The 22646-nt window shown below is 45.1% G+C and carries 20 protein-coding genes; 19 read left to right on the forward strand and 1 reads right to left on the reverse strand.

The window, feature by feature from the left end:
- The first annotated feature begins 134 nt into the window (after positions 1-134).
- From cdaA to FC15_RS03280, 12 genes are all read left to right on the forward strand, one after another.
- Positions 135-974: a diadenylate cyclase CdaA gene (cdaA, locus tag FC15_RS03225; protein WP_057823907.1), complete on the forward strand. Its 840-nt coding sequence runs from the start codon at positions 135-137 to the stop codon at positions 972-974.
- Complete coding sequence (locus FC15_RS03230) at positions 971-2071, forward strand: CdaR family protein (protein ID WP_057823909.1); 1101 nt, start codon at positions 971-973, stop codon at positions 2069-2071. The genes cdaA and FC15_RS03230 overlap by 4 nt, the downstream gene beginning before the upstream one ends.
- 59 nt (positions 2072-2130) lie before the next feature.
- Positions 2131-3501, forward strand: a complete 1371-nt coding sequence (gene glmM, locus FC15_RS03235; RefSeq protein WP_057823911.1) for a phosphoglucosamine mutase — start codon at positions 2131-2133, stop codon at positions 3499-3501.
- Positions 3502-3781: 280 nt separating this feature from the next.
- Positions 3782-5596: a glutamine--fructose-6-phosphate transaminase (isomerizing) gene (gene glmS, locus FC15_RS03240; RefSeq protein WP_057823913.1), complete on the forward strand. Its 1815-nt coding sequence runs from the start codon at positions 3782-3784 to the stop codon at positions 5594-5596.
- 274 nt (positions 5597-5870) lie between these two features.
- Positions 5871-6746, forward strand: a complete 876-nt coding sequence (locus FC15_RS03245; protein WP_057823915.1) for a DegV family protein — start codon at positions 5871-5873, stop codon at positions 6744-6746.
- 6 nt (positions 6747-6752) lie between these two features.
- Positions 6753-7331 (forward strand): GNAT family N-acetyltransferase, encoded by a 579-nt coding sequence (locus FC15_RS03250; protein ID WP_057823917.1) that lies wholly within the window; start codon positions 6753-6755, stop codon positions 7329-7331.
- A gap of 34 nt (positions 7332-7365) precedes the next feature.
- Entirely contained in the window at positions 7366-8169 is an 804-nt protein-coding gene (locus FC15_RS03255; RefSeq protein ID WP_057823919.1) for a Cof-type HAD-IIB family hydrolase, read from the forward strand.
- Positions 8169-8906, forward strand: coding sequence for a DNA/RNA nuclease SfsA (sfsA, locus tag FC15_RS03260; RefSeq protein WP_057823921.1), 738 nt, complete (start codon positions 8169-8171; stop codon positions 8904-8906). Before FC15_RS03255 ends, sfsA begins: the two co-directional genes overlap by 1 nt.
- Before the next feature lie 363 nt (positions 8907-9269).
- On the forward strand, positions 9270-10226 hold the full coding sequence (locus FC15_RS03265; RefSeq protein ID WP_057824113.1) for an ABC transporter substrate-binding protein: 957 nt from the start codon (positions 9270-9272) through the stop codon (positions 10224-10226).
- 357 nt (positions 10227-10583) lie between these two features.
- On the forward strand, positions 10584-11567 hold the full coding sequence (locus tag FC15_RS03270) for an ABC transporter substrate-binding protein (protein ID WP_057823923.1): 984 nt from the start codon (positions 10584-10586) through the stop codon (positions 11565-11567).
- Positions 11568-11573: 6 nt separating this feature from the next.
- Positions 11574-12497, forward strand: coding sequence for an ABC transporter permease (locus FC15_RS03275; RefSeq protein WP_057823926.1), 924 nt, complete (start codon positions 11574-11576; stop codon positions 12495-12497).
- A complete protein-coding gene (locus FC15_RS03280) occupies positions 12490-13311 on the forward strand; it encodes an ABC transporter ATP-binding protein (protein ID WP_057823928.1) in 822 nt (273 codons plus the stop codon). Before FC15_RS03275 ends, FC15_RS03280 begins: the two co-directional genes overlap by 8 nt.
- A 138-nt stretch (positions 13312-13449) precedes the next feature.
- Here FC15_RS03280 and FC15_RS03285 read toward each other — a convergent pair whose 3' ends face one another.
- Entirely contained in the window at positions 13450-14697 is a 1248-nt protein-coding gene (locus tag FC15_RS03285) for a DUF4097 family beta strand repeat-containing protein (RefSeq protein ID WP_057823929.1), read from the reverse strand.
- A 295-nt stretch (positions 14698-14992) separates the two neighbouring features.
- On the opposite strand from FC15_RS03285, the gene FC15_RS03290 reads away from it, so the two are divergent.
- The 7 genes from FC15_RS03290 (at position 14993) to hslV (ending at position 22639) form a co-directional block, all read left to right on the forward strand.
- A complete protein-coding gene (locus FC15_RS03290; protein WP_057823931.1) occupies positions 14993-15511 on the forward strand; it encodes a VanZ family protein in 519 nt (172 codons plus the stop codon).
- A gap of 136 nt (positions 15512-15647) precedes the next feature.
- Positions 15648-16382: a YebC/PmpR family DNA-binding transcriptional regulator gene (locus tag FC15_RS03295; RefSeq protein WP_057823934.1), complete on the forward strand. Its 735-nt coding sequence runs from the start codon at positions 15648-15650 to the stop codon at positions 16380-16382.
- Positions 16383-16626: 244 nt separating this feature from the next.
- Positions 16627-17472 carry a DNA-processing protein DprA gene (gene dprA, locus FC15_RS03300; protein ID WP_057823936.1) on the forward strand — a complete coding sequence of 282 codons (846 nt, stop codon included), beginning with the start codon at positions 16627-16629 and terminating at the stop codon, positions 17470-17472.
- A gap of 203 nt (positions 17473-17675) precedes the next feature.
- Positions 17676-19751: a type I DNA topoisomerase gene (gene topA / locus FC15_RS03305; protein ID WP_057823938.1), complete on the forward strand. Its 2076-nt coding sequence runs from the start codon at positions 17676-17678 to the stop codon at positions 19749-19751.
- Positions 19752-19793: 42 nt separating this feature from the next.
- Positions 19794-21107, forward strand: a complete 1314-nt coding sequence (gene trmFO / locus FC15_RS03310; RefSeq protein ID WP_057823941.1) for a methylenetetrahydrofolate--tRNA-(uracil(54)-C(5))-methyltransferase (FADH(2)-oxidizing) TrmFO — start codon at positions 19794-19796, stop codon at positions 21105-21107.
- A gap of 64 nt (positions 21108-21171) precedes the next feature.
- A complete protein-coding gene (gene xerC, locus FC15_RS03315) occupies positions 21172-22095 on the forward strand; it encodes a tyrosine recombinase XerC (protein WP_057823943.1) in 924 nt (307 codons plus the stop codon).
- 13 nt (positions 22096-22108) lie between these two features.
- Positions 22109-22639, forward strand: coding sequence for an ATP-dependent protease subunit HslV (gene hslV, locus FC15_RS03320; protein ID WP_057823945.1), 531 nt, complete (start codon positions 22109-22111; stop codon positions 22637-22639).
- Positions 22640-22646: the final 7 nt, after the last annotated feature.

Consider the following 22646-nt stretch of genomic DNA (forward strand, 5'->3'; position numbering starts at 1 on the left):
GTGAACACTTGGCAAACGAAAAGTGGTTAATCATCCGGTTGTTTCGGGTAAATTGTGCGTCTGTCTGATTGTTAAATGGGCGCGATTGTAATAAACTAGCCATATAACATATCATAAGTCTGAGGAGGTTGATCATGAATATAAATTGGAGTCAAATGATCTCGTGGCAAAACCTCGCGAACTTGATCGATATTCTTGTCGTCTGGCTATTCATTTATCGACTGATCATGATTGTCCGCGGCACGAAGGCAGTACAGCTGTTAAACGGTATTTTAGTGATCGTGCTGATCAAGGCAGTCAGTTACTATCTGAACCTGCATACCGTGTCCTATATTGTGGACATGGTAATCAATTGGGGTGTCGTTGTTTTGGTTGTGATTTTTCAACCGGAAATTCGGCGTGCATTGGAAAGAATTGGTCGTAGTCAATTCTTCGACGGTGGTAGCCATCAGGTCCAAGAAGAGACGGATCATTTCATTAATGCACTCGATAAAGCCATTCAATATATGTCGAAGCGGCGAATTGGGGCATTGGTCAGTATTCAAATGAACACTGGTCTCGAGGATTACATTGAAACAGGAATTCCGTTGGATGCGGACGTCACGGGTGAATTGTTGATTAACATTTTCATCCCAAATACACCGTTGCATGATGGCGCGGTCATTATTCGTGATAATAAAATCGCGGTTGCCGCGGCCTATCTGCCTTTATCCGAGAGTAACATGATTCCTAAAGAATTTGGAACGCGTCATCGTGCTGCAGTAGGGATTAGCGAAGTGACCGATGCACTGACAATCGTTGTTTCAGAGGAGACGGGTGAGGTCAGCATTACCAAGAATAGCCAGTTGATCCACGGATTGAATCGTGATGACTATTTGAAGTACTTACACGCTCACTTCGATAGTACCGAAGAGCAGAAAAATTGGTGGAAACAAGCACTCGCTTTTATTCAGAAGGGTGGGTCTAAGAAATGAAAGAATTTTTTAACCGCCCGTGGGTCTATCGGGTATTGTCGTTAGGATTAGCTGCGCTGCTTTTTGCTTGGGTGACCAGCCAGAATTTAGGGGCAACACATTCGAACTCCCAGACTGCAGAGCAGACAGCTGTTGCCGATACCAAGGAAACTCTGAAGACGAATTTACAAGTTGATTCGGATCAGGACGTCTATTATGTCACGGGTTATCCTAGACAAGTTTCAATTACGATCGAAGGACCAAGTGCTAACGTGAGTGCCGCTCGTAATATGCGAAATTTCCGTGTCTACATTGATGTTCGTAAGCTAAAAGTGGGCACGCACACGGTTAAGATCAAGCAATCTGGATTGAATCGATCGCTGAAATATTCAATCAAACCTGAGACGGTCAAAATTAAGATTGCCACTCGTAAAGATAAGACGTTCCCAATTCAAGCCAACTATAATACGAGTCGGATCGCAGATGGTTATTTGGTGGGAACACCATCGATCAGCCCATCAACGGTGCGTGTTTCGGGTGCCAAGAGTGAGGTTTCTCGCGTGCGCGAAGTTGTGGCACAACTTGACATCAGCAACAATACGAAAGATAATTACGAACAGGAAGTTTTACTCGATGCACTAGATAAGGATGGCAACACAGTAGATGTCTTATTGACACCTCAGACAGCACACGTGAAGTTGCCAATCTATTTGCCTAGCAAAAAAGTGAAACTTGATTTTGAACAGAGTGGTAGTGGTGATGGGGGACGCGTTTACTCCCTTGTGAGCTCAGTGACTCAGGTGACATTATTCGCACCGCAAAGTGTCTTGGACAAGATTGGCAAGACAATTACAGTGCCTGTGAGTGTCAGCAAGGTCAACAGCAGCATACAAAAAACGGTCAAGATCGACAAGCCGTCTGGTGTGGTTAACATCGACCCAAGTTCGGTCACGGTCAATATTCAAGTGTCTCAAGTTAATGATGAATTATCGCAGCCGAGTGGTTCGAGTTCGCAGAGTAGTTCGTCGCGCACGTCGAGTCGATCTTCAAGTTCTGCCAAAAGTAGCTCTGAATCTTCGGACTCAGACAGTGAAGATTCGAGTACTAGCCCAGATTAGTCAAGTCATTCATCTTCAAGCAGTGACGCTGAATAAGCAACAATAAGGAGAGATTTTTGATGGTAAAATATTTCGGTACTGATGGGGTTCGCGGTGTTGCCAATAAGGAATTGACACCAGAATTAGCATTTAAATTGGGTCGTGCAGGTGGTTATGTTTTAACTCAGCACGCACAGGAGGTTGCTGATCGCGAAAATACGGTGCCACGCGTCCTCGTTGCTCGTGATACACGTGCTTCTGGTCAATTACTTGAATATGCACTCGTCTCAGGTTTGTTGTCTGTTGGTATTGAAGTGCTTAAACTTGGGGTCATCACGACACCAGCCGTTGCTTATCTGGTTAAGGCGCAAGGTGCCGACGCCGGAATTATGATTTCTGCCTCACACAACCCTGCGGCAGATAATGGCATTAAGTTTTTCGGCCCAGACGGTTACAAACTGTTAGATAGCGAAGAAGAAGAAATTGAGAAGTATTTGGATGCCCCCGTTGATGAATTACCACGTCCTGCAGCCGAAGGGTTGGGAACGGTTGACGATTATCCTGAAGCAGCACAGAAGTATTTACAATTCATTGAGCAGACTGTCTCTGACGAATTGACCGGTGTGAAAGTTGTCTTGGATTCTGCCAACGGTGCCACCAGCAAGCTGGTGAATCGTTTATTTGCTGATTTGGATACTGATTTTCAAACCATTGCCACCTCGCCAAATGGCCTTAATATTAATGATCACGTTGGATCAACTCATCCCGAGCAGTTAGCGGCTAAGGTCGTTGAAACTGGCGCGGATGTTGGCTTAGCTTTCGACGGAGATGGTGACCGTTGTATTGCGGTTGACGAACAGGGTAATATCATCGATGGTGATAAGATTATGTACATTCTTGGGACTTATTTCTCACAACGTGGCCGCTTAAAGAATGACACGATCGTCACCACTGTTATGAGTAATATCGGTTTGTATAAGGCCATCAAAAAATCTGGGTTAAAGTCTGTTCAAACTCAAGTTGGTGACCGTTACGTTGTCGAAGAGATGCGTGCCCATGATTATAATCTGGGTGGTGAACAATCTGGTCACATCATCATTTTTGATTACCATAACACTGGTGATGGCATGTTAACGGGAATTCAGCTGCTGAACATCATGAAACAAACAGGCAAGAAGCTCTCAGAATTAGCGGCCCCCGTTAAAACCTATCCACAACGCTTGATCAATGTTAAAGTTAGTGATAAGAAACATTGGCGCGATCATGAAGCCATCGTTGCCGCCATCGACACGGTCGAGAAACAAATGGCTGGAGATGGTCGTGTACTCGTGCGTCCTAGCGGTACAGAGTCATTGTTACGTGTGATGGCCGAAGCACCCACACAAGAATTGGTGGATAACTACGTTGCACAAATCGTTGATGTCGTTCGTAACGAGATCGGCGTCGATTAACTAACTGCAACCATTAACTAAAATCAAACTCAGTAATCCTCTGTCATCAAATGATGACGGAGGATTTTTTGGTGCTGTCGCAACTAACAAGTTAGGCTTGATTGTGGCATGAGGTGAGTTATCGACGTCATAATTAGATAGACCAATATGGATTAACGAAATAGACCAATTGATAATTTTCGTCTTGACATCGTTGCTATACAGTATTAAAATCGCATTTGTACTCATTTATCAAAGTTAATAATTGATATAGACCAATTATCGGAAGGGCGACGAGATTATGTGTGGAATTGTTGGAATTATTGGACTAACAGCAACGACTGAAGTTTTATTGAAAGGCTTGGAACGTTTGGAATACCGAGGCTATGATTCTGCGGGTCTCTACGTTAACGATCAGAATGGTCACGATGATCTGATTAAAACTGTTGGCAAAATCGAAAATTTGCGTGCGGCAGTGGGTCATGAAATTCAAGGCACAATCGGCATTGCACATACACGCTGGGCAACTCATGGCCAACCAAGTGTTGCCAACGCGCATCCTCAATTTTCTACCTCACGACGTTTTTACCTGGTACATAATGGTGTCATCACGAACTACCATGAACTCAAGCAAACTTATTTAAAGGATACCGAGTTTGTGAGTCAGACTGACACAGAGGTGATTGTACAGCTGGTGGCAGCATTTGTTGAACAAGAGGGGTTAACGACACAGGCAGCGTTTCAGAAGGCGCTGGGGCTGCTTGAAGGCTCATACGCGCTATTGCTAATTGATAAGCAACAACCCGATACAATTTATGTCGGTAAGAATAAGAGTCCACTGCTGATTGGCGTGGCGGATGGCTTCAACCTGATTGCATCCGATGCCTTAGCGACCTATGATCAAACATCGACTTATTTGGAACTTCGTGATCAGGAAATAGCCTTAGTTACTTCAACGGATGTCGAGATATTGACATTGAATGGTGAAAAACAGACGCGTGAACCCATTACGATCACCATAGACGATTCTTCGGTCTCAAAAGGAAGTTATCCAACGTTTATGTTGAAAGAAATCGATGAACAGCCAGCTGTGATGCGACGAATTAGTCAAGCGTATTTAACCCCAGATGATCAGTCAATCATTGAAAAAAAGCTGTTGGACGCGTTAACGCAAGCTGACCGTCTCTACTTCGTTGCGGCCGGTACGAGTTACCATGCTAGTTTGGTTGGTAAGCGATTGTTTGAGAAATATGCAGAGATTCCAGCTGAAGTTGCCGTTGCCAGTGAGTTTGGCTATCATTGGCCAATTCTATCGGCGCGGCCGTTCTTCATCTTCTTGTCGCAGAGTGGTGAGACTGCCGACAGTCGTCAGGTCATGATCGAGGCCAAGCGTCGTGGCCTACCTACGTTAGTCATGACCAATGTGGCTAACTCGACATTGGCGCGAGAAGCTGATTATGTGCTATTACTGCACGCCGGTCCGGAAATTGCTGTTGCTTCAACGAAGGCTTATACTGCTCAGATTGCTGTTGAAGCAGTTTTAGCAAAATCACTGGGTGAGACTCGTGGACTCGAGATTGCGCAAACCTTCGATCTCCGCCGACAATTAGCCATAGCAGCGACTGGAATGGAAGCCTTGGTTTCTGATCATGACGCTTGGGCACGACTGGCTCAGAACTATCTTGGCCAGCGGACGGATGCGTTCTATCTGGGTCGTGGGATTGATTACGATGTCAGTCTCGAAGCAGCGTTGAAGTTGAAGGAAATTTCGTATGTACACACCGAAGGCTTCGCAGCGGGTGAGTTGAAACACGGGACAATTGCCTTGATCGAAACTGGCGTACCAGTGATCGTGTTTATTACCGAGTCAGAAACGGCTGCCCACACGCGCGGCAATGTTCAAGAAGTTCGCGCACGTGGGGCGAACGTTTTAGTTATTGCATCGAAAGTGTGTCAGGAGGCCACCGATCAGGTTGTTTTACCCACACTAACGACGGAATTGATGCCTTTGTTAACTGGCGTCTGCGGGCAACTCCTTGCCTATTTTGCCACGATCCAGCGTGGCCTCAATGTCGATCAACCGCGTAACCTCGCTAAGAGTGTGACTGTCGAGTAATAGGCGAAATAATTGCGTGTGACGCGAATCAAGACTGATCAATTTTTCGAGCGCATGATTATTGATGATTGATTTTAATTTTAGGAGACGCTATTTAAAAAGTGATGACGATTTTGTCATCACTTTTTGTGCTTCTTCAGTTCTGATTCGTGCTATTTTGGCTGTCGGCGACTTGAGGTGGCCACACGATTTGCAAACATTTCTGGTTTTTCACTGTACATTTTCAGACAATCCAGTAAAATGAAACGTAAAGATAAACGTTTGGGAGAAATCAATGAAAACAGCTGTTTTAACGGATAGTGCTTCTTATTTGACGCCTGAGGAAGCAAAGGCAATGAACGTCACGATGTTACCAATCACAGTTATTTTTGGTGAAGAGCAGTTTCTTGAAAATGTCAGCATTACCTCGCCGGAATTTTATCGGCGTTTACACGAAGAACAGCAATTACCGTCGACTGCGCAGATCACGATGCATCAAATGCAGGGTGCTTTTGATGAGCTTAGTGCTGCCGGTTACGACGAAGTCATCTGTATTAATCTATCGAGTGGTATCACCACTTTTTATGAAAATCTTTGTGCCTACGCACCGACTGTGACTGAAATTAAGGTTTATCCTTTCGATTCGCGTAAGGCGAGTGCTGGAGAGGCTGACTTAGTCCGTTATGCGCAATATTTGGTTGAACAGGGTGAACACGCCGAAGAAATTATGCCTAAATTGCTTGCGCTGCGGGAAACAATCGATTTGGATTTTATTGTCGACAATCTTTCTCATCTCTTGCGAACTGGTCGGATTTCAAATACGAGTGCATTGCTGGGAAATTTGTTGCAGATGAAGCCGATGATCACTTTTGATGAGGCGGGCAAATTAGTTGTGAAGGGTAAGGAGCGGACGATGCGCCGTGCCTTTGCTCACGCGCTGGCTGACTTTGAGGCTGCACAAGCCGCTGCCGATTATCCCCTTCAAGTAACAGTCATTGATGGTAATTCACCTGCACAGTCTGAGCAATGGACCGCTAAACTACGAGAATTACAACCCGACTTAACGGTGATTCAGAGCCACATCGGCCCGACACTTGGTGTCCATGTTGGTGAAGGCGTCATGGGACTACTGTGGTCACGTGACTGGCGCAAAGAATTAGAAAAGAAGTGAGACGTCATGTTTAGTTATCGCGTCGATGACGAAATTAGCCTGGTGCTACCACGTGTGATCGATGCCCAGTCGGTTTTTGAGTTGATTAAAAAAAACGAAGCTTATTTAGCCGAATGGCTACCTTGGCCGCGGCAGCTTGATTCCGTTGCGGCCGAAGCGGACATATTTCGGGAACAGCTCCGGCTTTTTGCTGACGGTCGCAGTTTAAATTTGCTGCTTTGGTTTCATGGTGAAATTGTGGGTTGTCTCAGTTTGAACACGATTCATGCGGAGACGCAATCGGCAGATATTGGCTATTGGCTTGCTCAAGATAAACAAGGATATGGCATCATGCATCGCAGTTTGCTAGCGTTGTTCGAGATCAGTTTCGGTGAATATGGGTTAGAAAAACTGATGATTGCTGCTGCAACTGGTAATCAGCCAAGCAATGCGGTCATTCGCCATGCTGGGTTTCATTTCGATGGCGTGAATCGGCGCGCCGAAAAACTTGAACGCGGTTGGGTCGACCATAATTGGTATTCGCTGCTGAAATCGGAGTGGCTGGAATTGGCGACAGCGGTTCATGACGAGTCACGGAAAAATTAATGCTTATTAAATCAACGAAGGAGTGTTCAGATTCATGATTAAATTAGTCGCAATTGATATGGACGGTACCTTACTCAACTCGCAGCATGTGATTGCACCACAAAATATTCAGGTGATCAAAGCTGCTAGTGCACGTGGGGTCAAGATTGTACTCTCAACCGGCCGACCCTTATCAGGATTGCGTGCAGAATTGAAAACTTTGGGCATTACGGATGAAGACCAGTATGTGGTGGCCTTCAACGGCTCGTTAGTTCAGAGCGTGACGGGACAAGTCTTGTCCAGTACGACGTTTAGCTATGACGATTATTTAGATCTCGTGGCGCTCTCGAAAGCCTACGATCTCTCGCTATGTATCGAAAACAACGATGCGATCTATACGACGAGTCATAATCTGAATCACACGATTGCCGCGGAGTCTTATTTATTGAATCTGCCGTTGAAGATTCGTGATTTAGCCGAGATTCCTCACGATTTACGGATGCCTAAATGCATGTTCATTGATGATCCTGAAAAAATCGATCGCCTCTTAGCCGAACTGGATCCTGCATTAACAACGCGCTTCAATTTCTTACGGTCTGATGCGAACTATATCGATGTAATGCCTAAGGCGGCTACGAAAGGGACAGGGCTGGCCTACTTAACCGATTATCTGAAGATCAAACCAGCAGACGTGATGGCGATTGGCGATCAGCACAATGATTTAGCCATGCTCGACTTCGCTGGAACAGCAGTTGCGATGGGAAATGGCATTCCTGAAGTTAAAAAAATTGCCGATTTCGTGACCGGCGTCAATGATGACGGTGGTGTTGCACAAGCTATCGAAAAGATGCTCGCTTGATGAAGTATCCTGAGGTTAGTTTGGCGACTTTTGTGAGTCGTCCGAATCGTTTTATTGCGATTTGCCAGCAAGGTGAACAATCTTTAACCGTCCATGTGAAGAACACAGGAAAGTGTCGGGAGCTCCTGATTTCAGGCGTAATCGTGGCTTTGACCCACTCACACGCGCCGCAACGAAAGACAGCCTATGATTTGATCGCAGTGAATAAAGCAGGCAACTGGATCAACATTGATTCGCAGGTGCCTAATGATTTAGCTGCGTTAGGTTTAACAAGTGGGCAGATTCAACTGCCATATCCTGCATCCGTTAAGCATGTTCGAAGAGAAGTTGTCTATGGAGACTCGCGGTTAGATCTGGCGGGTGAATTCAGTGACGAGCGACCATATTTTGTCGAAGTTAAAGGCGTGACACTTGAGCAAGATGGTCTGGCGGCATTTCCCGATGCCATCACAACTCGAGGTCTTAAACATGTGCATACACTGATGCAAGCACAACTTGATGGCTACCAAGCGTTTTTACTTTTTGTCGTGCAAATGAGCGGTATGCGAAAGATGACGATCAATACCAATTTGCAACCTGAGTTAACGGCCGCCATTGCCACAGCGCAGGCGGCGGGTGTGCAAGTTGTTGCCTATGATTGTTTTGTGGCGCCTGAGCTGATCGAGTTACGACAACCAATTGCTTTTGATTTAGCCGCACCATTTTCTCAAGAGCCACAGCCTCATGAAAATATTTAGAAAAATCGCTTGACTTTAGAACGTTAAATGTCTATTCTAAGAACATACTAAGTTTGTGGAGTGATTTAAATGAGAACATTTAATCGAACACAACTGAATAACACGTATTACTACGGCTATTACGGATAGCGGTTTGTATCATTAAGGATGCAAGCCGCCTCGAGGTTTGTATCCATGATGGTCGCAGTTAATTTTTGCGCATTAACCACGCGCATTAACCACATGGAGAGAATAATTCCATGTGGTTTTTAATTTACCTAGGTAGAATTAAATTGGCCAGCCACAGGAATGATTTTCTCTGTGACTGGCCTTTTGCGTCGTGTGATAAAAAATGGAGGAAGTAAAATGATGAAAAAAACGATTTTGAAGAAAGCTTTATTAATGGGATTAAGCACAATTGCTGCGGTCACCTTACTCGCGGGTTGCTCGAGTAAGAAATCAGAGAGTGACGGCAAGATCAAAATTGGTATCTTACAATTGATTGACCAAAGTGCCTTAGACGAAGCACGTAAAGGGTTCACAAGCGAATTGAAGTCTACAGGGTACGTTGATGGCAAGAACATCAAGATTGATTACGTCAATGCTGAAGGTGACCAATCCAATCTGAAGACGATGAGTGAGCGGCTTGCACGTGATAAAAACGTCCTAAACCTTGCTATTGCGACGCCTGCCGCTCAGGCGATGATGACGGCTGATCAGAAGACACCACTGCTTTTCACGGCGATCACAGATCCAGTTAATGCGGGTTTGGTTAACAGCTTTGCAAAGCCAAACAAGAATGCGACCGGTGTTACCGATAGTGTTCCAGTTGAAAGTCAGCTCGATTTGTTATTACAGCTTTTCCCTAAGACAAAGACGATTGGCTTGCTTTACAATGCAGCAGAACCAAATTCTGTTGTTCAGATCAAACAAGCACAGAAGATCATTAAGAAAAAGGGACTCGCGTTTAAGGCACGGACAGTTGCAACAACGAATGATGTTGAGCAAGCAACCGCTAGTTTAGCTAAACAAGTGGATGCCATCTACATTCCTGCAGACAACGTTCTGACAGCAGCAATGGCAACTGTTGGCAAGGTTTCTGAGAATACAAAGACACCTGTTATCCCAGCAACGCTACCAATGGTTAAATTAGGTGGGGTTGCAACGCGTGGTATTGATTACAACTTGCTCGGTCGTCAAACTGCCAAGATGGCAATCAAGATCATCAAGAAGCAAAAGACGGTTAAACAATTACCAGTTGAAAAACCTGCAGAAGTCAAGCTAGGCTTCAATGATCAGTTGGCCAAATTGTTCAAGATTGACCAGAGCAAATTTAAGTAAAACAGACTGATTTACTGATCGATGCAAAAAATAAAATTTTGACTTGATTTTTGGATATTCCTCATCTATGATGAGAAGCATAGTAAAAACTGGAGTGATTTGAATGAGAAACGATTCAAAACCACAATTAAACAACAGCTTTTTCTTCGGCTTCTTTAGATAGCCGGTTTGTGTCGACATAGATGCAAACTCGGCGGTTTGTATCTATGTTGGCCGAAGTAATTTGACGACTTTAAGCCACGTAGATCATGTGAGAATTTTTAATCTACGTGGTATTTTTTATGGTGTGACTCAGAGATTGCCGCGTGGATTGAAGTGAATTCGATCCTGCGGCTTTTATTTTGAGGAGGAAGCATCATGAAGTGGAGTCAAAAAATAGTTCGAAGTCTTGCCATGATAGGGTTGGCCGGATTAGCAGTAGGTTTGAGTGGTTGTCGAAAGCAAAGCTCAGCGTCTGATCAAAAAATAGTTCGTGTGGGTATTCTGCAATTAATGGATCACGAATCTTTAGATGCCGCACGCAAAGGATTTATTTCTGAGTTGGCAAAAGAGGGTTACCATCAAGGGAAAAATTTGAAGATCGATTACTTGAACGCTCAAGGAGATCAATCGAACTTACGAACGATGAGCGAACGGCTGCAGCGTGATCGAAATGCCGTTAACTTAGCCATTGCTACGCCAGCCGCACAGGCGTTGAAACAAGCAGATGCTAAAACGCCACTATTGTTTACTGCCATCACTGATCCAGTGGGTGCCGGCCTCGTTAAAAGTTTGAAAACGCCTGGTGGCAATGTCACTGGGACTAGCGATTTGGTTTCGGTTGCGCAACAAGTCGATTTGTTGCACCAATTATTTCCCAAGGCGAAGCGAATTGGACTGCTTTATAACGCCGCAGAACCCAACTCCGTTTATCAGATTAAGATTGCGAAGAAAGCCATCAAGAAGCTGGGGTTAAAGTCGGTTAGTCGAACAGTTGCCACAACGAATGATGTCGAGCAGGCCATGCGTAGTCTCTGTCAAGAGGCGGATGCTGTCTACATCCCATCGGATAATGTTGCAGCAAGTGCAATGGCAACGATTGGAAAAATTTCAAAAGAAAAAAAAGTTCCCGTCGTACCAGCTGTTGAAGCCATGTTGAAACTCGGTGGAGTGGCAACAAAAGCACTGGATTATCACAAATTAGGTCAACAAACGGCTAAAATGGCAGTGAAGATAATCAAGGACAAACAAAATCCAGCCAAGATGGAAGTCCAACGACCAACAGATGTTTCTTTACAAGTGAATGAGGAATTTGCTAAAGTTTTTAATATCAGTCAACAAACAATTGCAAAGGTGAAGTGATTAATCTTGGATATCGTGGTTTCGAGTATTTCATTAGGTATTTTGTGGTCCGTAATGGCCATTGGCGTCTATCTGACGTTTAGAATTTTAGACATTGCAGACATGACCGCAGAGGGGAGCTTTCCACTCGGCGCAGCAATCACGGCTCATCAAATCGTTAATGGCACCAATCCAATCGTTGCCACGCTACTAGGATTTCTAGGTGGTTGCGCGGCAGGATTCGTTTCTGGATTCTTGCACACCAAGCTAAAGATTCCGGCACTGTTAACGGGTATCTTAACCCTGACTGGCTTGTATTCAGTGAATCTCTTCGTGATGGGCAAGGCCAACGTTTCACTGATTGGTGATGTGAAGACGGTGTTGACCTTGATGCCAATCTCCGATCAGACGATTGCTGCCATCGTGATTGGCACAATCGTGTTGGTGGTTGTGATTGCTTTATTAGTGTTCTTTTTCAACACCGAAATGGGCCTTGCTGCACGTGCAGTTGGGGATAACGAGCAGATGAGTCTGGCGAACGGAATTAGTACTGACAATATGAAAATGGTCGTTTACATGATTTCTAACGGATTGATTGCTTTATCGGGTAGTTTGATGACACAAATCAACGGTTATGCAGATAGTAGCATGGGAATTGGCACCTTGGTCATCGCATTAGCAGCAATTATCATTGCTGAAGTGATCATTCACAACGTCTCGTTTGGCGTTCGCTTAATCACGATCGTCGGTGGCGCGATCATCTATCGATTCATCATCGCAATTGTTTTATGGCTCGGTGTCGATCCGAATAGTCTACGTTTGTTCTATTCATTAATGTTGGCATTGTTCCTATCCTTGCCACTGCTGCGTCAACTGATCAAACAACGTGAACGGCGTCATCAGAATCGTCTCGCTAATCTGGATCGTGAGGAGGAGCAAACGAATGACTAAAACGCAAACCGAAGATATTCTCGAAATTCGCCGTTTACATCAATATTTTGAGCGTGGAACGGTTAATGAAAATCACGCGCTCAAGGGCATCAATCTGACTTTGAAGGCTGGCGACTTTGTGTCCGTCATCGGTGGTAATGGTGCGGGTAAATCAACATTACTCAATAGTGTCGCAGGTAGTTTGCCTGTTGACACGGGTCATATTTTGATCAATCAGACCGATGTGACCTATCAAAGCGTTGAAAAGCGCGCTAAATTGATTGGTCGTGTTTTTCAGGATCCTAAAATGGGGACTGCACCACTTCTGACCGTCGAGGAAAACTTGGCCTTGGCTTTGCGCCGCGGTGAATGGCGGAACTTCTGGTCTTCAGGTGTTAAGCGTCGTGATCGCAAACTCTTTCAAGAGCGTCTTGCAACCTTGGGCTTGGGTCTTGAGAATCGATTGACGACCGATATCGGTCTACTCTCAGGTGGTCAGCGCCAGGCAATCACGCTGTTGATGGCCACGTTGAAGAATCCTGCGTTGCTCTTATTAGATGAGCATACGGCGGCGCTAGATCCGAAAACAAGTGCCATTGTCATGCGCTTGACCAATCAGTTAGTCGCAGAGTTACATCTCACGACTTTGATGATCACTCATAACATGACCGATGCCATTAAGTATGGCAATCGGCTGATTATGTTAGATCATGGCCGCATTGTCGTGGATATCAGCGGCAAAGACAAGCAGCAATTGACAGTCAGCGACTTACTTGATCTCTTCAAAGCGAATAGTGGACAAGAAATGAATGATGATGCTGTTTTATTAAGCTAAATTAAAAAACGTTGTGTCTCAATAACTCAATGCTTTCAGCACTGCTGAAAGTCGGTTGTGAGACACAACGTTTTTTGGATTCAGTGAAACTTCGTGAGGGTGGTGATAGTGAGCCATGGTCATCTAAAAAATTTTGCTCTAGTCAGCCATTGTTTCAGTCGTGAGTCGAATATTACCGCTTTGTGTATGGGCACTGAGCTCGAAGGTTGGGGCCTCGCCTAGCTGCCCGAGCTTGAAATGTTGCCGTTGAGAGGGATCTACTCGAGCACTGAATGGCAGCACAATGTTTCCACTCGCACTGTGTGTGTTGATGCGATACTCACTGCTAGCGGGCGTTTTGACAGTGATTGAACCACTCGTTGAGTTGACAATCAAATTAGCGTCAATCGAATCAAAGTCGAGATTAAGATTCCCACTGGTCGTTCCGAATTGGCCAGAACCCTGCAAATGAGTTGCCACCAGGTTACCAGATTTCGCCGAGAAATGGTACTGAGCGGCTTCTAAACCAGTCGCACTTAAACACCCACTGTGAGTCTCAGCGTTCAGCTCGCTGGCTTTAAGATGGGTTAAATCAACGTTACCGCTTCGTGCGGTCACACTGATCATGCCAGTTCGAATTGGGCTGAAGGCATGCTGACAACGAATCGCACCGCTAGTACTACTCATGACGATTTGGTCAGCTTTCAATTCACCGGCTTTGATCGAACCGGATTTTGATTGGAGGTGAATTTGACTCAATGAGAGATCATGACCCACAAGCGCACCACTAGTTGAGCTCACTTCCAAAATGTAGTTGCCCAATAAGTGACTGATAATCGTGTTACCGCTGCGAGTGTTCAGATAAACAAAGCCAGTAAAAGATTGAGGAATCAGAATCTCGACGCGTATTTTCATGAAAGCCAACGCGCCACCACGAGTCTTCTGCTCCAGTTTCAGTTTGTCACCATCCTGTTGCTTCTGAACATACAGACTCTTGCGGTCGTGATTCATGTACTCGTTAACGACTAGTTCGTCATCTAGACTAGTGCTGACGACAAAGGTTGCCAAACGATAATCGATGATGATTTGATTCAATTGACTGACATCACAGTGCAATGAATGGACACATTTGGCGGCAAAAAAGCGATCATAGAAGCGGCCAAGTTGATGGGTGTCGAAGACTTTATCACGACCGCGATTCGAAAGTGCAACGAGTAAGTCGTCGACGTCGGTCAAGCTATGCTGTGCTTCGGCAAGAATTTGCTCGGTTGGCAATCCTTTTTTCGTTTTCTGACGTGCTTCTTCATTTAAGTTCGCGAGAATACTCGCAAATAATGCCTCGGTTTCGTCATTGGGGCTGAAGGCGTCGAAATGTTGACGTAAGAGTTGTTCGAGTTGATGATCCATCGGGTGAGCTTCCTTTATGAACTGAGATTAGAACGATGATCAAACGGTCGATCACGAAAACTAGCTTTAATGTATCATAATCTGGCACATTCTTAAAGCCGACGATTTATCTTGAATCGAATTAGCCAGCTTTAAACCTGATAGGCGGGAATGATTTGGGCCGCAGTCTGTCTGAGTGGTGCTGGCGTTGCCCGATGAATAGTGGACGTGCTACAATAACTCGGTTAGGTCGGTCGATGGGGCGTTGAGTAGTGTGGCTTGTCGGCCGAATATTGAAGCTCGACAGGAGGAAGTCATGCGTCACCAACACGAAAAAATATTTTTGGCACTTGCAGTTTTAATGATGGTTTTAATTTTCATCAGTTCTTCGATGACCTATCATCAACAGACCATCGTGCCTGAAATTAATCAATTTAATTTTGACTGGCTACGAAAATGGTTAGCACCGATTTCGATCAACTATGCTGGGCATGTCTATAGTATAAAAACTGAGGGGCTGGCAGGTATGATTGAGTTCCTGTTGCGCAAGACAGCTCATTTTGGGAACAATTTATTGCTCGGATTATTTGCTTATCTTGGTCTAACGAGTGCGGTACCTAAATTTGGTTTGCGTGCCTTGTTAGTCTGGTTGAGTGCAACCGGTTATGCCGCAACGGATGAATTTCATCAGTTATTAACTGGCGATCGCACCCCAATGATTCAAGATGTTATGCTCGATTCTTCTGGGGCCTTAGTTGGTGTGTTATTAGCAATGCTCATTGCAGCATTGATCGTTCACCATCAACGTACTCGAGGTGGGTTAAGGTTTCGGTAGCACAACGCTTCATGACATTACCTTTTGAACGTCAAAACGCTGACTCTTTTTGAATAAGTCATTGCGTAAAAAGGTTGATTTTGATATGATTAATTACGGTTTTAACCAAGTTTGTTAATGAAAGAAGGAGAAGCGAATGTCAGGACATTCAAAATGGCACAATATTCAAGGTCGTAAGAATGCACAGGATGCAAAACGTGGTAAAATTTTCCAAAAATTATCACGTGAAATTTATATGGCCGCAAAGAGTGGTGATCCTGATCCTGCGAATAACCCTTCATTACGCTTGGTGATGGATAAAGCGCGGGCTGCCAATATGCCTAACGACAATATTGACCGCGCCATCAAGAAGGCTCAGGGTGCTGAAGGCGAAAGTTACGAAGAGGTCACCTATGAAGGCTATGCACCTGGTGGCGTTGCTGTCTTAGTTGAAGGACTTACTGATAATAAAAATCGGACGGCTTCAAATGTTCGCGTTGCATTCACACGTAATGGTGGTAATTTAGGCGCAACAGGTTCTGTCAGTTACATGTTTGATCGTCGTGGTTATTTAGCCATCGATCGCACAACTACAGACGCTGACGAGGATCAAATGCTAGAAGATGTCATGGATGCAGGCGGCGACGATTTACAAACGTCCGAAGAAGTCTATGAAATTTACACCGATCCTAAAGATTTTGGCGCTGTACGTGATTCATTGGCTGCCAAGGGTTATCAATTTGTCAAATCTGAATTAACTATGGTGCCACAAAACACGACACCAGTTCCAGCTGAAAAGATTGAACAGTTTGATCGCATGATCGACCAATTGGAAGATGATGACGATATTCAAAATGTCTATCACGCTGGCGAATATCCAGACGAAGATTAATTTATTTATTGACATCGCTTAAAGTTGTCAATCATTAAACGCACCAATCGCTTGCGACGATCTATTTCATGAGATCATCGCGATTGATTGGTGTGTTTTTTTGAGTTTGACTCGCTGCCTATGAATTTTGTAGTCGGCGCTAATGGCTTAGTTTTCTGAAAAGATGAAACAGCTGATCAATCCACAAACTTTCAGAAAGGGCGAACGTCCTCAAGCGGGTACTTACTAATGAGTAGGTGATGATTTGAATAAAAACGAACTCTTATTGGCCGCTAAAATAGACACGCGCTGGCATTATCGAGATCAGCTTAACTTAGCGCAGTTGTTGGCGGAAGTTGCTTTAGATTCAGTAACGAGTTGGCCAGTTGCTAATCACTTAATACGCTCGCAACTCGAATTTTTTCCGGGTGTATTGACCGAACCACAGCCGCCCGGTGAACAGATGATTTCTATCTTAGATGATGACTATCCATTGGCCTTGGCGGAAATTTACGAACCCCCCATTTTGCTCTTCTATCGAGGACAGCGCGATTTACTGGACGCGCATAAAATTGGCATCGTCGGTGCGCGTCAATGCACGACCTATAGCCAACATTGTTTACGCCGATTGATTCCTGAGTTTGTGGGCAAGCAACTAGTAACGGTTAGTGGGTTGGCGATGGGTGTTGACCAACTGGTTCATCAAGAAACCCTGTTGGCAAGAGGCAAAACAATTGCGGTGATTGGAAATGGTCTGGATGTCGTTTATCCTGAACAAAATCGGGCCTTACAACAGGTGATCACTCAGCATGGTTTATTATTGTCCGAATATTTACCTGGTACACCTCCGCGTCGATTTCATTTTCCACAGCGTAATCGAATTATTGCGGGCTTATCGGAGGCGGTTTTGGTGACAGAAGCGAGAAGGCGAAGTGGATCGTTGATTACCGCTAATCTGGCACTCCAAGAGAACCGAAACGTCTACGCCATTCCAGGTAATATCTTGAGTGAACTCTCTGAAGGAACCAATCAATTGATTCAGGCCGGTGCGACACCGGTGCTTTGTGCGAGCGACATTTTAACTGATTTTCAATTTAATTCCGCCGGTTGATGACGATGTTTTAAAAGTGACCGAATGTGCTTGGCGGGGCGCCTAATTCATTTTTTGATTGCGAATTTTAACGCTTGTTTTTGAGATGGCCGAATTTCTAATGGTTGACAACTTGATTAAGTCTAGCTTATGATTATTTCCGATTTGAATCGTCAGTTATCGGCGATTCATTGTTGCTATTGGATCAAGAAAGGAGTTTTTGCATGGCCACCAAAAATCTTGTCATCGTGGAATCCCCAGCAAAAGCCAAAACCATTGAGAAATATTTAGGCCGTAATTATAAAGTGGTCGCTAGTCTTGGACATATACGTGATCTGCCTAAGAGTCAAATGGGTATTGATATTGAAAATGATTATGAACCCCATTACATCAACATCCGCGGCAAGGGTGACACCATTAAAGGGTTAAAAACTGCCGCCAAAAAAGCTGACCATATTTATCTCGCAGCCGATCCGGATCGTGAAGGCGAAGCAATTGCTTGGCATGTTTCTCATATTCTTGATTTGGACCCGAAGGCAGATAATCGAGTTGTCTTCAATGAAATCACTAAAGATGCGGTCAAGAATGCTTTTAAGACACCGCGTAGTATTGATATGAGTTTGGTAGATGCCCAGCAAGCACGGCGAATTTTGGATCGACTTGTCGGTTATTCAATCAGTCCAATTTTGTGGGCAAAAGTTAAAAAAGGACTCTCAGCTGGTCGTGTTCAGTCGGTTGCATTGAAACTGGTCATTGATCGAGAACGTGAGATCAACGCGTTTGTGCCCGAAGAATATTGGAGTTTAGCGGCTGAATTTCAAAAGGGTCGTGGAAAAAAGTTTGCGGCGAATTTTTATGGCTTCGATCAGAAGAAGCAACCGCTCGCTGATAAGGATGCCGTTCAAGCTGTTCTTAAGCGAATCGACAAACAGCAACCCTTTAATGTCATGACGGTGACCAAGAAGGAGCGAAAGCGTTTCCCTGCGGCGCCCTTTACGACGAGTTCTTTACAACAAGAAGCTAACCGGCGTTTAAACTATAAGACGCGTAAAACGATGATGTTGGCGCAACAGCTTTACGAAGGGATCAGTCTGGGCAAGGAAGGCACTGTTGGACTGATCACTTATATGCGTACGGATTCAACGCGGATCTCTAGTGTTGCTAAACATGAGGCCGCTACTTACCTGCACGAAAATTTGGGCGAGGCCTATGCAGCAACCAAATTACACAAGACCAAAAATCCGGAAGGCGCTCAAGACGCTCACGAGGCCATCCGTCCAAGTTCCGTGATGCGGACACCAGAGTCACTCAAGGACGTCTTGTCGCGGGATCAATTACGGTTGTATCAATTGATTTGGTCACGATTTGTTGCCAGTCAGATGACACCAGCTGTTTATGATACGGTGACCATGAATCTCGAACAAAATGGCGTGATTTTTAGAGCGACGGGTTCGCAGATGAAGTTTGCTGGCTTTACGAAGATCTATCAAGGCAGTAGCGATGATTCAAAAGACAACGTGCTACCTGAGTTAGCAGTCGGCAATCAAGTTAAGTTGGTCAAAACTGATCCACAGCAACATTTCACACAACCACCTGCTCGCTATACTGAAGCAAGTTTAGTCAAAGCACTAGAAGAAAACGGCGTTGGTCGTCCATCAACTTATGCGCCAACTATCGATACGATTCAGAAGCGTTACTATGTTAAATTGAATGGGAAGAGTTTTGAGCCAACGGAGCTCGGGGAAATCGTCGATAAATTAATCGAGGAGTTTTTCCCAGATATCGTGAATATCGACTTCACTGCCAAACTTGAAGATGAGTTGGATGGCATTGAAGCGGGCCAAGAGAATTGGGTCAAGGTTGTTGATCGTTATTATCAGCCTTTCGCGAAGGAATTAGTCAAGGCCGAGGAAGGTATCGAAAAAGTTCAGATCAAAGATGAACCCGCTGGTTTTGATTGTGACATCTGTGGTGCACCGATGGTCATCAAGCTGGGCCGATTCGGTAAATTCTATGCCTGCAGTCGCTTCCCTGATTGCCGCAACACGAAAGCCATTGTTAAAGAAATCGGCGTCGTTTGTCCAAAATGTGGCGAGGGTCAAGTCATCGAACGAAAGTCGAAACGTAATCGGATTTTCTATGGTTGCTCGCGCTTCCCAGACTGTGACTTTGTGACTTGGGATAAGCCGGTGGGCCGTGACTGCCCAGTCGATGGTCATTATCTCGTTGAGAAAAAAGTTAAAGGCGGTCGCCAAGTCATCTGTCCAAACGGCGACTATGAAGAACAAGTTCAAAAATAATCGGAAAATAGCTAATTATTGCTAAATCATGAGGTTATCAAGATGGTAAACGAACCTGTTGTGAATGTTGTTGGTGCTGGGTTGGCCGGTTCTGAGGCAGCCTGGCAAATTGCTCGTCGTGGGGTGCATGTCCGCTTATACGAAATGCGACCAGTGAATCAAACACCCGCTCACCATACGGACCAGTTTGCGGAGCTGGTTTGTACGAATTCGTTACGGGCGAATCAAGTCACGAATGCCGTAGGACTCTTGAAAGAGGAGATGCGCCAACTCGACTCGTTGATCATGCGTGCTGCGGATACAAACGCGGTTCCTGCCGGTGGCGCTTTAGCGGTCGATCGTGACCATTTCTCTGGACAAGTGACCGAGACGTTGCGCCGGCATCCGTTGATTGAGATTATCAATGAAGAATTGAGCGAGTTCCCAAAGGGGGTAACGGTGATTGCGACAGGCCCGTTAACCTCACCTGCGTTAGCAGAAACCATTCAGCGATTCAATGGCGTTGACGGACTGCATTTCTTTGATGCGGCCGCGCCAATTTTGACCAAGGAATCGATCGATTTTGATCAAGTGTACTTGAAGTCACGTTATGACAAGGGCGAAGCCGCCTATTTGAACTGTCCAATGACCAAGACACAATTCGAGACTTTTCAGCATGAACTTGCATTTGCAGAACAGGCAGAACTACATGGTTTCGAGGATGACCAAGTTTTTGAAGGCTGCATGCCCATCGAAGTGATGGCGCGACGAGGCGCACGAACGATGTTGTTTGGGCCGTTGAAACCAGTTGGTCTCGAAGATCCAAAAACGGGTCAGCGGCCGTATGCGGTCGTTCAATTACGCCAGGATAATGCGGCAGGAAGTCTCTATAATCTCGTTGGCTTTCAAACTCATTTAAAGTGGGGAGAGCAGCGACGCGTCTTCCGACTGATTCCTGGTTTGGAACAGGCAGAGTTTGTCCGTTATGGTGTCATGCACCAAAATACCTTCATGAATTCACCTGAGTTGCTTGCGCCAACTTATCAATCGCTCAAGAATTCAGAACTCTTTTTCGCCGGTCAGATGACTGGGGTTGAGGGTTATGTCGAGAGTGCGGCGAGTGGCTTATTGGCAGGCATCAATGCGGCGCGGCTTGCACTTGGTCAGGAATTAGTGACCTTGCCACCAGCGACTTCGATGGGTTCGATGGCGAATTATATCACCCATGCCAGTGCGAAACATTTTCAGCCGATGAATGCCAACTTCGGTATTTTCCCGAGTCTACTGACACCGATTCGAGACAAAAAAGTGAGACAGCAAGCTTTAGCTGACCGAGCGCTAGCTTTGATTGCAGAGACAGCTAAATCCGTTAATTAACAAGAAACTTTTTATGAAACCTGCATTCAATATGGTAAAGTAGATATTGATTGGAGGCTTTTTTATGGCAGAGACGCAGTGGTTAGACGAATTTGCTCGTTATTTGATTGTTGAGCGGCAGTATTCGGAATTGACTAAGACAGCCTATCTCGATGATATTCAAGAATTTACGGATTTCTTGAGTCAAAATGGGGGGCTGGCTTCATATGGCGACGTTCATCGTCTGGAAGTCGAGACTTATTTGGCTGATTTGACCCAGAAAAAGATGGCGCGCAGCACGATCAGTCGTAAAATATCCGCCTTAAGGTCCTTTTATCGTTACCTCGAAAATCATAAACTAGTTGTACAAAATCCATTTGCTTCGGTGCAAATTAAAGGTCAAGCTAAAACTTTGCCACGTTTTTTCTATGAGCAAGAAATGGATGCATTATTCAAAGCCGTCGAGGGTGATGAGCCGTTGACGCAAAGGAATCGCGCGTTGTTGGAGTTGTTTTATGCGACGGGGATGCGAGTAAGTGAGGTGAGCCAGCTCACGTTGACTCAACTAGATCTTTCTATGCAAATTGTCTTGGTTCATGGTAAAGGCAATAAAGATCGTTACGTGCCGTTTGGACATCACGCCAAGAAAGCTTTGACGGATTATTTGTCAGATGGTCGAGTTAAGTTAATGTCTGGCAAGACGCCCACAAAACATGGCTACGTCTTTGTGAATCAGCTCGGCCAACCGATTACATCACGCGGTATTGCGTATGTGTTAGATCAGGTGATCAAGAAATCTAGTCTGCATAGCGATATTCATCCGCATATGTTGCGGCACACTTTTGCCACGCATATGCTAGATCATGGTGCAGATTTGCGGACGGTTCAGGAATTGTTGGGTCACGCTAGCCTGTCTTCGACGCAGATTTATACGCATGTCACGATGCAACATTTGCAAGCGGATTATCAACAATATTTCCCGCGCGCGAGTGATCAAAAGAAAAAATAAGAGAGGCATTCAAATGACAACAATTGTAGCAGTTAAACATCAGGGACAAATCGCAATCGCCGGCGATGGTCAGGTGACTATGGGCGAGAAATACATTATGAAAGGCACTGCGCATAAAGTTCGCCGCATCTTTGATAATCATGTGATTATTGGATTTGCTGGTGGTGTTGCGGATGCCTTTACACTTTCAGATTGGTTCGAGAAGAAGCTACGAACATATAATGGCGATTTACGCCGTTCAGCCGTGGAACTTGCACAAGACTGGCGTAAGGATGCCACTTTACAGAAGCTTGAAGCTATGCTGATTGCTTTTGATCGTGAACATTTATTATTGATCTCGGGTAATGGTGAAGTCATCGAACCCGATGAAGATGTGATTGCCATCGGTTCAGGCGGCAACTTTGCCCAAGCCGCGGCGATTGCGATGACCCGACACGCAGAAAAGATGAGTGCGAAAGAGATTGCGCATGAGGCCATCGATATTGCAGCATCGATTGATATTTTCACGAATCACCAGATCATCACTGATCAATTCGAAGCATAATGATGAC

Source organism: Lapidilactobacillus concavus DSM 17758, assembly GCF_001435835.1.
GTDB lineage: Bacteria > Bacillota > Bacilli > Lactobacillales > Lactobacillaceae > Lapidilactobacillus > Lapidilactobacillus concavus.